Here is an 11,697-nt window from a genome sequence, read left to right on the forward strand (position 1 = left end):
TTTTTTGATTTTAAAGAAACTTTCATCTCTTTTTGGTCGATTTTTTCATAAGAAATTTCTTCTTTTGGTGCAAAAATTTGATCTAGTTCATTCAAATAGGCTTTTTCTAATTTTTCACTATTTAATTTTTCTCCATTTACAATTAAATCATCAGAAAATTCTCCAATTTTTTCAACAAAATCTAAATCTTCTACATATTCAACCACAAAAGATCCAAACATTGGATTATATAAATTGTCAAAATTTAAAGTGAAATTAGAATTTCCCAAGGCTTGTTCGTAAATATTTGCTAAAATCCCCTTATTATCAAGGGCAATTGTAGAAATAATTTTTCCATCTCTCATTGCCTTTATTATTTTTTCCAATAAATTTTTGTAATGATCAAGGTCAAGAGTCATATCGGAATTATATTTTGACCTAACAAGACCAATTTTTCCTTTGCCTTTTAAGTCATTTGATTTTATATTTTCAATATCTTCAGTTGTTGTTGCAAAAGAAATTAAGGTTGGAGGAACATTCAAATCTTCAAAACTTCCACTCATTGAATCTTTTCCACCAATTGGAGGCATTTTAAAAAAGTTTGTTACTTCAAAGGCTCCCAAAAGTGATTTCAATGGTTTAGACCAAGATTTTTCATTATCCATTTTTTCATAAAATTCTTGGAAAGATAATCTTATTTTCTCCAAGTCACTTCCAACAGAAACAAGTTTTGCAATTGATTCAATTACTGCGTAATATCCTCCCAAATATTGGCTTTTTTCTGATAAATATGGATCAAAGCCGTAGGACATTATTGAAACAGTTCTAGATTTTCCTTCATTTACTGGAATTTTTGCAACCATAGCTTGGGATGGATTTACTTGTTTTTTCCCTCCAAGAGGTTGTAAAACTGTATTTTGTCCAATAGTTGAATCAAAAATTTCTATTAAATTTCTTTGGCTAATTACATTTAAATCTTTTATTTTTTCGTAAAAATATTTTGGATCAGAAGACTTTTCCGTCAAACAATTTGGAACTTCTTCGCTTACAAATTCGACTTTCGCATTTCTTTCTGCTCCATTTGTATTTATAAAATCATAGGAAATATCTGCAATTTTTTTATCTTCATAGAACATTCTCATCCTATTTGTGTCAGTAACCACACCAACCAAAGCTGTTTCTACATTTTCTTCCCTACAATATTTTTCAAATTCTTCCCTATCATTTTTATCAATTAAAACTGCCATTCTTTCTTGAGATTCTGAAATTGCAATTTCTGATGGCTTTAGACCATCATATTTTAATTTAACTTTGGAAAGGTCTATATCAATTCCATCGTACAATTCTCCAATGGCAACTGAAACTCCACCAGCTCCAAAATCATTGCATTTTTTTATAAGTTTTGCAACTTCGCTTCTTCTAAATAATCTTTGAAGTTTTCTTTCTTCTGGGGCGTTTCCTTTTTGAACTTGGGCAGATTCTGTAATTATTGAAGTTAATTTGTGAGATTTTGATGAACCTGTTGCTCCACCAATTCCATCTCTTCCAGTTCTTCCTCCAATTAATAAAACTATATCGTCTTTTTTTGGTGTAAGTCTTTTTACATTTTCTTTTGGTGCTGCGGCAATTACTGCCCCACATTCCATTCTTTTTGCCTTGTAGCCTTCATGGAAAATTTCTTTTACAAATCCTGTTGCAAGACCGATTTGGTTTCCGTAGGATGAATATCCTTTTGCGGCAAGTTTTGAAATTTTTCTTTGAGGAAGTTTTCCTTCCATTGTCTTATCCACATCTTCCAAAATATTTCCAGCACCTGTAATTCTCATAGCTTGGTAGACATAGCTTCTTCCTGAAAGTGGATCTCTTATTGCTCCCCCAAGACAAGTTGATGCCCCACCAAAAGGCTCGATTTCTGTAGGATGGTTGTGGGTTTCATTTTTAAACATCAAAAGATAATCTTCAAGACTTTCCTTGCCATTTTTTTCTACCCTAACTTTCACATAAACAGAGCAGGCATTTATTTCGCTTGAAACTTCTAAATCATCAAAGTCATTTTTACTTCTCATATATTTTGAAAGAATTGTTCCAAAACTCATAAGATTTATTGGCTTTTTAATATCAAGTTCATCTCTCATTTTTAAATATTTTTCAAATGAATTTTTAATAGCCTCATCAAGAACAGTTTTTGCCTTTATATCAATATCAAGATTTGTATTAAAAGTTGTATGCCTACAATGGTCTGACCAATAAGTATCTAATATTTTTATTTCAGTTTCATTTGGATTCCTATTTTCTTTTTTAAAATAATCCCTAACCATTCTTAAATCATTTTTATCCATTGCAAGGTCGTGAGCTTTTAAAAATTTAGAAATTTCCTCATCTGAATAATCTATAAATCCATCATAGATTTCATTTTCTAGATTTTTTTCCCTTTTTGTATCCAAACTTTCTGGCATTTCTTTCAAATCAATTTTGTGACTATCAACGGGATTTACTAGATAATTTTCAATTTTTTTAAGGTCATTTTCATTTAATTTTGAAAATTCATAGACAGTTGCAGTTTTACAATCTGTTTTTTCATCCAAAATCAAATTTAAAGTATCGATAACTCCTTGTCGCCTTTGGTCAAATTGACCTGGAAGATATTCAACTGCAAGAGCAGATTCAAAAGAATTCTCAAGTTTTTTTGCCTCATCTTTTGCATAAACATAATCAAGATTTCTTTCGGATAAGACATTATTAATTGCCTTATCCAAATTTTCATCGCTAATTTCAAGGTCGTATCTGTTGTAGATATTTAATTTTTCTAATTTTATTTTCAAAAGATTTTCTATTTCTTTTTTGACTTCCTTGGACTTGTAATCGAACCTATCTTTTTTTCTTACATAAATTCTCTTAACCAAATTTTTCATGATTTTATCCTTAATGTCTGAAATGTCTGTTGTTGGTAAATACCATGGACATTTTGTATTCGTTGCATTTGTCAATTGAATCCTTATCTTTGATTGATCCGCCTGGTTGGATGATTGATTTTACTCCAATTTTATGGGCAAATTCTACGCAATCATCAAATGGGAAAAAGGCATCTGATGACATAATTGAATCAGTAAAGTCTACATCTGGATGATTATTTTTGATTGATTCTAACGCCCAAATTCTTGAAGTTTGTCCACAACCAACTCCCAAAGTTTTTCCATCTTTGACAATTACAATTGCATTTGATTTTGTATATTTTACAACTGTCATTGCAAATTTTAAATCGTCAATATCTTTTTTATCTGGTTTAACTTCAGTTACAACTTCAAAATCATCTTCTTTTGAATCTGTATCTTGAACTAAAACTTTTCCTTCCAAATATTTTACATCTTCTTTAATCATCTCTTTTGATAAATCTACTTTTATTAGACGAACATTTTTCTTTTTAGATAAAATTTCCAAAGCTTCTTTTGTAAAGTCATTTGCTGCAATAATTTCTAGGAAAATTTCACTCATCATACTTGCAGTTTTTTCATCAACTACTCCATTTAAGGCAACAATTCCACCAAAAATTGATAAAGAATCAGCTTCGTATGCTTTTTTGTAAGCATCAAAAGCATTTTCTCCAATAGCAGCTCCACAAGGAGATTGGTGTTTTAAAGCTACACAAGAATTTTCTCCCAATTCCTTTGCAAGTTCCAAAGCAATATTTAAATCATTATAATTATTAAAGCTCATTGCCTTGCCGTGTAAAATTTCTATATCTTTTAAAAGTCCTTTTGCATAAGTATCTTCATAAAGACTTGCTTTTTGGCTTGGATTTTCTCCATATCTTAAATCCTCAATTTTTCTAAGACCATAAGTTTTATATTCACTTTCTTTTTTGGTTAAATCTTTGAAAAATCTAGAAATTACACTGTCATAATAAGCTGTAAGAGAATAAGCTTTCATAGCCAAATATCTTCTATATTCCAAATCAACTTGATTATTTTCTAATTTTTCCAAAAATTCATCATAATCACTTGGGTCAGTCAAAACTATACAGTCCTTGTGATTTTTGGCAGCAGATCTAATCAAAGTTGGTCCGCCTATGTCAATATTTTCAATAATATTGTCAATATCATTACTCTTTAAGGACTCTTCAAACTTATATAAATTTACAACAACTATATCAATGTCTTTGATATTATTTTCTTCCACAGTTTTTTTGTGATTTTCGTTATCTCTTTTGTAAAGAATTCCACCATGAACATAAGGAGATAAAGTTTTTACTCTACCGTCCAAAATTTCAGGAAAATTTGTTATCTCTTCAATTTCTTTTACATCTACTCCGCTTTCTTTAATTTTTTTATATGTACCGCCAGTAGATACAATTTCCACACCTAATTCACTCAATCCTCTAGCAAGTTTTTCTACATCCTTTTTTTCAGTAACAGATATTAAAGCTCTCATTAATCCCTCCCATAAGCTTTTAGTCTAAATTTAAAGACAAGAAAAGGGAAGCTAACAAAATTAGCTTCCCTGATAAAACATTACTCCATTCATAGACAAATTTGGGCATAGAAATTCACAGAAAGATCTTAGCCTTTCAATTTTTTTCATAGATAAAATCATAATTGTAAATTTTTCAATTTTAAAAATAAAATCCATGATAAATACCCCCAAATGAATGTAAAATAATCATACCACAATATTTTTAAAAATTAAAGATATATTTTTATTTTTTTTAAGAAAATTAATAATTTTTTGCAATCTACATTTTTCTAGTTTTGTATTTGCTTTTGCACTTATCCTCTATCTTCAATAATTTCTATGCAATTTTAGCAATTATTCCCATATTTTCTCTCCTTGAATTTGAATGACTGATATTGTATAATTATGACATTAAATGACTTGATTGAATTTAAGATGCTCAAGGATTTGAGTGTCTATTAAAAGGAGAAATTATGAGTTTTGAATCTAAGTTAAGAAAGCTTCGTGAAAATAAAAATTTAACTCAAGAAGAGCTGGCAAAGCTTGTTGGTGTTTCTTTAAAAACTATTTCAAGATATGAAATGGGAGAATCTAAACCGAGATATAGAAAAATTTATGACAAGCTTGCAGAGGTTTTGGACACTAGCCACGATTATCTTGTAACTGATGAGGATAATTTTATTCTTGATGCCAGAGAAAAATATGGCTACAAGGGAGCAAGAGATGCAAAGGAAATGGTTGATGGGGTAATCGGCCTTATGGCTGGTGGGGAAATAAATGAGGAGGATAAAAAAGCAATCCTTGATTCTATCCAAGAGGCCTACTATATTGCAAAAAATAAAAATAAAAAATATAATCCTCACAAGGATTAGGTGAAATATGTCTTTTTTATACGATGAAATTTTTGATGATGTAAAAAAATTAATTAAAAAATATGACAGCAGAAATCCAAAAGAAATTTTAATTCAAAGGGGCGTAAATATAATTGCTTTTAAGGAAAATACAAAACTTTTGGGTATGTATAAAATTATCAAAAGAAATTCTTTTGTTTTTTACAATCCCTTTGTTGACAAAAGAATTCAAAATATGGTTTTTGCTCACGAATTGGGCCATGACCTTTATCACAAAGATATGGCAAAAAATGAAAATCTGATTGAGTATGAACTTTTTGATATAAATAGTGAAATGGAATTGTGTGCAAATATTTTTGCAGCCCATCTTCTTTTGGATGAAAAAGAACTGATAAATGATGTAAAAGCAGGCTACACTTACAACCAACTAGCCTCTATGTATAATGTGAATGTAAATCTTATGATTTTTAAATTAAATGAGATGCATAGGATGGGCATGAATATAAAAAAAGAAGAAGCTGATCCTAATTTTTTTAAGGATATTGACGGCAAGGATATAAGAAATCATGATATATACTGATGAAATTATAAATAATCCGGTAAAACTTTCCCATTATTTGATAGAAAATAGGGTGGAAAATAATATAAGAGCTTGCGATATGACGGCTGGAAATGGAAATGATTCAAAATTCATTTTGGATAAGAAAAATCCCAAAATTTTGTATGCTTTTGATATACAAAAACTTTCACAAGAAAGATGTGAAAAACTTATAGGTCAAAGGGATAATTTTAAATTTATTCTTGATGATCACAAAAATATTGAAAAATATATAGAAGAAAAAATCGACCTTTTTATTTATAATTTGGGATTTTTGCCAAAAGGAGATAAGTCAATTACAACAAATCATAAGTCTGTGATACAATCTCTAAAATCTTGTTTAAATTTATTAAATGAAAATGGGCTTATTCTTATAACTTTTTATCCAGGCCATGAAGAAGGCAAAAATGAGGAAAAATATGTGGGAGAATTTTTAAAAAATCTAGATCAAAAAACATTTCAAGTCATAAAATATAATTTTTATAATCAAATAAACAATCCTCCCTTCCTTATTTCCATAAGAAAAGTGTGAAAGAAATTTTTATTTGTTATAATTAATTAGGAAAGGATAAATTAGATGAAAAAAAGAAGACTTTTTCCCTTTGCTATAATTTCACTCTTACTTATTTTGGCTTTTTTGAATTTTACAAGTCCAAAAAATGCTGAAAAAATAAATCTTCCAAGCTTGGAAGAAAAAAAGATGAAAGATTTGACAAAGGATAAATATATAGAAGATTTTGAATTTGCCTACAATATTTTAGAAACTTATTATCCTTATTTTGACATAAATAAGAAAATTAATAATATTGACTGGTTAGGAAAAAAAGAAAGCTTCAAAAAATATATAGAAAATTCCAAAAATGATGTGGACTTTGGCTTGAGAATGAATAAAATTTTGTATGAGCTAAATAACGACCACACCCAAATAATTGACCAAAATCAGGCAGTTGAAATGTATATAACCTACTACAAAATGCCAGAAAATGATTGGCGTCATTATATAAGCCATGTTTATGAAAAGGAAAATGTAAGAAGAAGATACAATTTAGATAATAAAAAAATAAATGATTATTTGAAATACAACCAGTATGAAACAAAAGCTAAAATAAATAAAAATAATAATATTTTAGGAAAGGCAACAGAAAATTCAAACGAAATTCGTACAGACAATATTGAAGCTAAAGATATAAATGATAAGATAGGATATTTAAAAATTAATTCAATGGTAAATTATGATTATTCAAATTATGACCGAAAAAAATTGAAAACCTATCTAAAAAAAGCAAAAAATAAAAAAGCTCTAGTTATTGATATAAGAGGAAATACTGGTGGCGATTCTAGATATTGGCAAGATTTTCTTCTTCCACAAATTATAGATAAGCCATATTCTACAAGTTATTATTCTTTTATAAAAAAAGGAGATTTAAATAAGAAAGTAATAAGCCAAGAAAAATACAAAGAAGGTGTAAGCGAATTTTTAAATGCAAGTAATTTTTCAAATGATACAAAACAGATACTTTCAAAATTTGATTATTACACAAATTATCCTGCAAAAATAAGTCCAAGCGAAGATTCCATAAAATTTAAAGGTCACATCTATCTTCTTATAGATTCGTCAGTATTTTCATCAGCAGAAATGCTAGCATCTTTTTGCAAAGAAACAAAACTTGCAACAATTGTAGGAAGCCAAAGTAAGGGAGATGGAATTGGAACTGACCCCTTACAAATTGATTTGCCAAATTCTGGATATGTATTGAGATTTTCAAAAGAAATCGGAGTGACTGAATCAGGATATATAAACGAAATAGAAAAAACAAATCCTGACATAAATATAGATTCAAATAGATTTGATGAAATAAAAGACCAACCAATAATACAAAAAATTATAGAAATAGAAGGCTAAGGCCTTCTATTTGCTTATATAAAAATATCAAGTATAGTTTCTTCGTTGATAAATTTTTTTCCGAAAAAAAGGAGTAGTAATGAGTCTTATTTCAATTTTAATTTTAGCTATCGGACTTAGTATGGACGCTTTTGCAGCAAGTATTTGTCAAGGTCTTCAAATAAAAGAAAATAACATAAAAAATACCCTAAGCATTGGACTTTGTTTTGGAATTTTCCAAGGTCTTATGCCAATAATTGGTTATTTTCTTGCATCAAGTTTTGCAAATTCAATCAAAGCAATTGACCATTGGGTTGCATTTATTTTATTATTTATAATTGGCTTTCAAATGATAAGAGAATCAAAAGATGCAAGTTGCGAAATAAGCCACGGCTTAAGTTTTAAATCTTTATTTTCACTTGGAATCGCAACAAGCATTGATGCAATGGCAGTTGTAGTTTCCTTTGCATTTTTGAATGTAAATATATTTTCTTCAAGCACAATAATAGGAATCACAACCTTTATTCTCTCATCAATAGCCTTTAAAATAGGAAATAAATTGGGCATGAAAAGCAAACAAATTTCAGAGCTTATTGGTGGAGTAATTTTAATTTTATTAGGAACAAAAATTCTAATTGAGCATTTATTTTTACAATAAGTGCTTTTTATTTGCAATTAAAAAAACTTCCATTTTTCTTGGAAGTTTTTATTTTTCTAATATTTAAATTTCAAAAATTGGAAGTTTTTCTAAAAATATTATATCATCCCTATTAGCTGCATCTCCTTCTGCAAGAATCGCAAGTTTTTGAACAACTTCTCCTCCTGCTTTTTTCACAAGATTTTCTAAAGCTTTTATAGATTCTCCTGTGGAAATTACATCATCAACTAGGGCTACTTTCTTTCCTTTTATTTTTTCTACATCTTTAAAATCCAAAAATAATTTTTGGGTATTTTTTGTTGTAATTGAATTTACTTCTACACTTACAGGATTTTCCATGTAGGATTTTTGTGATTTTCTTGCAACTACAAATGATTTTTCTCCAATATTTCTTGCAATTTCATGTGCAAGGGCTATGCCTTTTGCTTCTGCTGTAAGAATTATATCGCAATCAATTTTTTTACTTAATTCATATCCTGCTTTTGTTGCAAGCTCTGTATCTCCCAATAAAACAAATGATGCAATTTTTAAATTATCTGATATTTGTATTATTGGCAAATTTCTTTCGACTCCACACACATTTAATTTATAATAATCCATAAAATCTCCTATAAAATTATAAATTTAAGAATTACTCCTGCTACAAGTCCCATAAAAGGATCGCTTGCTGCAGTTGTTGCCATAGCTATACCTGCAACTAATATTGTATCGCCTCCTCCTGCAAAAGCAAGATTTGCATTTGTTGGAACAGTTACAAGAGCGCCAAGTACAAATAAAAATCCGTGGATTGATTCTCCTGGGACATATTTTCCAAGTTTTGGCAAAAATCCCATAAACATTATTACCCCAAGAATTGCCATCATCAAAATTCCAGAATTAATTGGATTATCGCTTGCTCCTGTTGCAGAAATTATAGCCTCAACTGGTGCTCCACCAAAAAGTGAAGAAACAGAATCAGCAAGACCTGAATAAATTGTCAAATGGTCAATATTTGCAGTTAAATTTCCATCTCCAAGAGATGCTGTAATGTTTCCAAAGGCAATATTTGCACCAATTGTAAGGCAAGCAAGAGATAAAGAACCTCTGATAACTTTTTTATTTAAAATAGGTTTTTTAATAGAAAGTTTTCTTTCTTCTTTTTTAATCTCTTTTCCTATTTCCATTTTCATGATATTTGCATAAATTGAAGAAATAACAACAGAAATTATAATAGTGTAAACAAGATTTCTTCCAGAAACAAAATATGTTATAAGGGCTGAAATTATAGAAATTAAACTTACCATTTTTGTTTCAAGTTTTAGTCCATCAATTGCAATTTTTGCAAGAATCAATCCAACTCCTGCCATCATTCCATTTAATACATAAACTCCAGCCAAATCAACAATAAAATTTAAGCTACCAGTAATTCCAAGTATGGACATAATGATTCCTGCCCAAAATACAACCGACAATCTTTCCCTAATATTATCGCCATAAGATCCTGCAAGGGCAATTGTTTCAGCTTGCATAGAAATTGGAATTGGAGATTGCAAAAGCATACAAGCAAATACTCCCACAGCAAAACCAAGCGAAGTTGGAAATGCAGAAAAACCTACCGAAAGTGCCAAAAGTGCTTGGGGAATTCCATTAATTACAACCCCCAAGGCTGCCATAATGTCATTAAAAGTCATAAGACCTCCTAAAAATTTATTTTAAAAATCCGAATAAAATTATACCATATTTAAAAAATAAAAAAAGGCAGAAATTAATCTGCCTTAAATTTACATTTTTTCAACTTCAGGATAATCAATTCCCTTTGTATCAACTGTAACTTTTTTAATTTTTACATCTTCAAGAGGTCTATCGTTGTAATCTGTTTTTACATTTGCAATTTTATCAATTTCTTCTATGCCTTCAATTATTTTTCCAAATCCTGCATAATCTCCGTCAAGATGTGGACTTTTTTTGTGCATTATAAAAAATTGGCTTCCTGCAGAATCTGGCATAAATGATCTAGCCATTGATAAAACTCCTTTATCATGGAGCAGATTATTTTCAAAACCATTTGAAGAAAATTCTCCTTTTATAGCATATCCAGGGCCACCCATTCCACTTCCTTGTGGATCTCCTCCTTGAATCATAAAATCTTTTATAACTCTATGAAAGATTAAGCCATCATAAAAATTATTTTTTATTAATGAAATAAAATTATTTACAGTATTTGGAGCAATTTCTGGATATAATTCAGCTTTAAAGATTGCACCATTTTTCATTTCAAATGTAACTATTGGATTTTCCATTTATTTCTCCTTTAAAATTGTTTTTATTAGAATTTAATTTTCTGTATAGATTCATAATTTATTATACTATTGTCCTTGATTTTGCCACAAAATTATTTCGCCTTTTTATTTATAGCATAAAATAAGGTCATTGCAGAAAAAATCAAAGATGAACCCCTAGAATAGGAAAGATATTTTTCTTCCCAAAAACTTGCATACTTATCCTTGTAAGCCTTGAGCCCTTCAAAAGAATAAAAATGATCGCCCAATTTGAAAATCGTATATACCATTCTTTCTTGCAAAAATGAATGTCTCATAACTCCTACATTTGAAAGTGGAGCCATGCCGAGGTCAAAATATTTTATATTATTTTCTTTCAAATACGTGAAAATATTTATAAACAAATAATCCATCAAGCCATCAACATTTTCTTCATAACGCATAAGGTCAACTGTTGCCCAATTTTCTACATAAATTGGCGATAAATTTGCAAAAGCAATTATTTTTTGATTAGGATTTTTTATTACAGCAATATCTCCGTTATTCAAATAATCTTTGTCAAAAAATCCCAAAGAAAATCCCTTTTCTTTGCCTTCTCCAAGCCAAGAATTAGAAATTTCTTGAAGTCTTTTTATAGTTTTTCCATCAAAAGGTCCTTGTAAAATTTCAAAACTATATCCATCTCTATCAAGTTTATTTATAGTTTTTCTTAGATTTTTCTTTTTCTTGCCATCAAGATTAAATTCTTCAAGATTTACATTTGCACTTTCGCCAAATTTCATAAAATTGAAACCATATTCATGGACTTTCATTGTTATATCTTTATTTATTTCATAAAAAACAATGTTATAACCTAAATCATCAGTTTCATAAATAAATTTTTCCAAAAGCTCATCAAAATATTTTTCATTTCCAATAGGATCCCCCATGACAATTACCTTATCGCCCACAGTCCTAATTTGAAGACAAGCCAAATCATATTCATCATTTTTTAACCAATAAAGATCCTTATCATCCAAAAA

The 11,697-nt window shown here is 29.0% G+C and carries 12 protein-coding genes; 5 read left to right on the forward strand and 7 right to left on the reverse strand.

The window, feature by feature from the left end; genetic code table 11:
* The 3 genes from HMPREF2852_RS09215 to HMPREF2852_RS09850 form a co-directional block, all read right to left on the reverse strand.
* Positions 1 to 2,891 (reverse strand): phosphoribosylformylglycinamidine synthase (locus tag HMPREF2852_RS09215; RefSeq protein WP_070607939.1); only part of this gene is annotated, 2,891 nt, incomplete at its 3' end.
* Positions 2,892 to 2,901: 10 nt separating this feature from the next.
* Positions 2,902 to 4,407 carry a bifunctional phosphoribosylaminoimidazolecarboxamide formyltransferase/IMP cyclohydrolase gene (purH, locus tag HMPREF2852_RS09220; protein WP_070607942.1) on the reverse strand — a complete coding sequence of 502 codons (1,506 nt, stop codon included), beginning with the start codon at positions 4,405 to 4,407 and terminating at the stop codon, positions 2,902 to 2,904.
* 60 nt (positions 4,408 to 4,467) lie between these two features.
* The gene (locus HMPREF2852_RS09850; protein WP_004838179.1) at positions 4,468 to 4,605 is read right to left on the reverse strand and encodes a hypothetical protein; all 138 of its coding nucleotides are present in this window, start codon (positions 4,603 to 4,605) and stop codon (positions 4,468 to 4,470) included.
* A gap of 296 nt (positions 4,606 to 4,901) precedes the next feature.
* On the opposite strand from HMPREF2852_RS09850, the gene HMPREF2852_RS09225 reads away from it, so the two are divergent.
* The 5 genes from HMPREF2852_RS09225 to HMPREF2852_RS09245 all read left to right on the forward strand — a co-directional run bounded on the left by HMPREF2852_RS09225 (position 4,902) and on the right by HMPREF2852_RS09245 (position 8,417).
* Positions 4,902 to 5,300 (forward strand): helix-turn-helix domain-containing protein, encoded by a 399-nt coding sequence (locus HMPREF2852_RS09225; RefSeq protein WP_070607944.1) that lies wholly within the window; start codon positions 4,902 to 4,904, stop codon positions 5,298 to 5,300.
* A 7-nt stretch (positions 5,301 to 5,307) separates the two neighbouring features.
* The gene (locus HMPREF2852_RS09230; protein WP_004838177.1) at positions 5,308 to 5,859 is read left to right on the forward strand and encodes an ImmA/IrrE family metallo-endopeptidase; all 552 of its coding nucleotides are present in this window, start codon (positions 5,308 to 5,310) and stop codon (positions 5,857 to 5,859) included.
* On the forward strand, positions 5,846 to 6,409 hold the full coding sequence (locus HMPREF2852_RS09235) for a tRNA 5-(aminomethyl)-2-thiouridylate-methyltransferase MnmM (protein ID WP_070607947.1): 564 nt from the start codon (positions 5,846 to 5,848) through the stop codon (positions 6,407 to 6,409). The genes HMPREF2852_RS09230 and HMPREF2852_RS09235 overlap by 14 nt, the downstream gene beginning before the upstream one ends.
* A gap of 45 nt (positions 6,410 to 6,454) precedes the next feature.
* Positions 6,455 to 7,780: a S41 family peptidase gene (locus HMPREF2852_RS09240; protein ID WP_070607950.1), complete on the forward strand. Its 1,326-nt coding sequence runs from the start codon at positions 6,455 to 6,457 to the stop codon at positions 7,778 to 7,780.
* A gap of 79 nt (positions 7,781 to 7,859) precedes the next feature.
* Positions 7,860 to 8,417 (forward strand): manganese efflux pump MntP, encoded by a 558-nt coding sequence (locus HMPREF2852_RS09245; RefSeq protein WP_070607952.1) that lies wholly within the window; start codon positions 7,860 to 7,862, stop codon positions 8,415 to 8,417.
* A 63-nt stretch (positions 8,418 to 8,480) separates the two neighbouring features.
* Here HMPREF2852_RS09245 and HMPREF2852_RS09250 read toward each other — a convergent pair whose 3' ends face one another.
* From HMPREF2852_RS09250 to HMPREF2852_RS09265, 4 genes are all read right to left on the reverse strand, one after another.
* Positions 8,481 to 9,017 (reverse strand): phosphoribosyltransferase family protein, encoded by a 537-nt coding sequence (locus tag HMPREF2852_RS09250; protein ID WP_004838171.1) that lies wholly within the window; start codon positions 9,015 to 9,017, stop codon positions 8,481 to 8,483.
* Between the two features lie 8 nt (positions 9,018 to 9,025).
* The gene (locus HMPREF2852_RS09255; RefSeq protein ID WP_070607954.1) at positions 9,026 to 10,087 is read right to left on the reverse strand and encodes a guanine permease; all 1,062 of its coding nucleotides are present in this window, start codon (positions 10,085 to 10,087) and stop codon (positions 9,026 to 9,028) included.
* A 90-nt stretch (positions 10,088 to 10,177) separates the two neighbouring features.
* Positions 10,178 to 10,696 carry a peptidylprolyl isomerase gene (locus HMPREF2852_RS09260; RefSeq protein WP_070607955.1) on the reverse strand — a complete coding sequence of 173 codons (519 nt, stop codon included), beginning with the start codon at positions 10,694 to 10,696 and terminating at the stop codon, positions 10,178 to 10,180.
* Positions 10,697 to 10,788: 92 nt separating this feature from the next.
* A partial coding sequence (locus HMPREF2852_RS09265) for a phosphatidylglycerol lysyltransferase domain-containing protein (RefSeq protein ID WP_148130570.1) occupies positions 10,789 to 11,697 on the reverse strand: 909 nt, incomplete at its 5' end.

The sequence above is a fragment of the Anaerococcus sp. HMSC065G05 genome (assembly GCF_001812365.1).
In the GTDB taxonomy this organism is placed as follows: Bacteria; Bacillota; Clostridia; order Tissierellales; family Peptoniphilaceae; genus Anaerococcus; species Anaerococcus vaginalis.